The sequence below is a fragment of the Ruegeria sp. AB5 genome, assembly GCF_056542645.1.
Map to the genome: position 1 here is coordinate 1 of NZ_JBQGAE010000074.1, position 991 is coordinate 991.

1 protein-coding gene is annotated in these 991 nt (G+C 55.1%); it reads right to left on the bottom strand.

Annotated features, from left to right (window positions below):
• Nucleotides 1-35: 35 nt before the first annotated feature.
• The gene (gene yghX, locus ACR0L4_RS23670; RefSeq protein WP_480515658.1) at nt 36-923 is read right to left on the bottom strand and encodes a YghX family hydrolase; all 888 of its coding nucleotides are present in this window, start codon (nt 921-923) and stop codon (nt 36-38) included.
• Between the last annotated feature and the right edge of the window lie 68 nt (nt 924-991).

The following is a 991-nucleotide window of genomic DNA, read 5'->3' on the forward strand; positions in this document are numbered from 1 at the left end:
TAACAACGCATGACTGACTTGGCATCTTACCCCAATTACTTCAGATAGGTGTTGAACCAATCAACGGTACGGTTCCAGGCTAGGTTTGCCATCTCCTCGTCATAGCGTGGCGTACTGTCGTTATGAAAACCGTGGTTGGCATCTTCGTAGATATAAGCTTCGTAAACCTTTTCGTTTGACTGCAACGCGGCTTCGAAATCCGGCCAGCCTGCGTTGATACGTTCATCAAGCTCCCCCATCTGGATCAGCAACGGCGCCTGAATTTTTGCCACATCTTCAGCGGCTGGCTGGCGACCATAGAACGGCACGCCAGCGGCCAGCTCGGGGTAGGCCACGGCAATTGCGCTGACCACACCACCGCCATAGCAGAAACCCACAGCACCGACCTTCCCAGTGCAGTCTTCTCGGTTCAAAAGGTATTCGAACCCATTGAAAAAATCGTTCATCAACTCGGCCCGGTCCACTGTCTTCTGCAACTCGCGCCCATCAGCATCGTTGCCTGGGTATCCACCCACCGACGTCAGGCCGTCGGGGGCCAATGCCATAAACCCGGCCTTCGCCAATCGGCGCGCCACATCTTCGATGTAGGGATTCAAGCCGCGATTCTCGTGGATGACCAGCACCGCAGGCAGGGGTTCTTCTACGCCCGCTGGTCGGACCAGGTAGCCACGGACATCGCCGGTTCCGTTCGGTGAAGGATAGGTGATGTAGTCTGCATGGATGTCGGGATCGTTGAACGACACCTGCTGTGCCAATGCGTAATTTGGGCTGAGCATGTTCAGCAACGCGACCGCTGATAAACCACCCACTGCGAACTTACCGGCGCGGTCCAGAAACTGGCGTTTGGTGATCTTACCGTGCGCATAATAGTCATACAGATCCAGAAGTTCCTGGTCGAAGTCTTTTGCCGTCATGCGGGTCATGGTGAAGCTCCTGATGAGTTGGCAGTTCGAAGGGTGAGGCAGTCAGATCAAAGGGTCGTGGTTGGTTT

What these genes read in the sequence shown, in the direction of transcription:
- yghX (WP_480515658.1), bottom strand. Translation starts at nt 923, where the DNA reads ATGACCCGCATGACGGCAAAAGACTTCGACCAGGAACTTCTGGATCTG.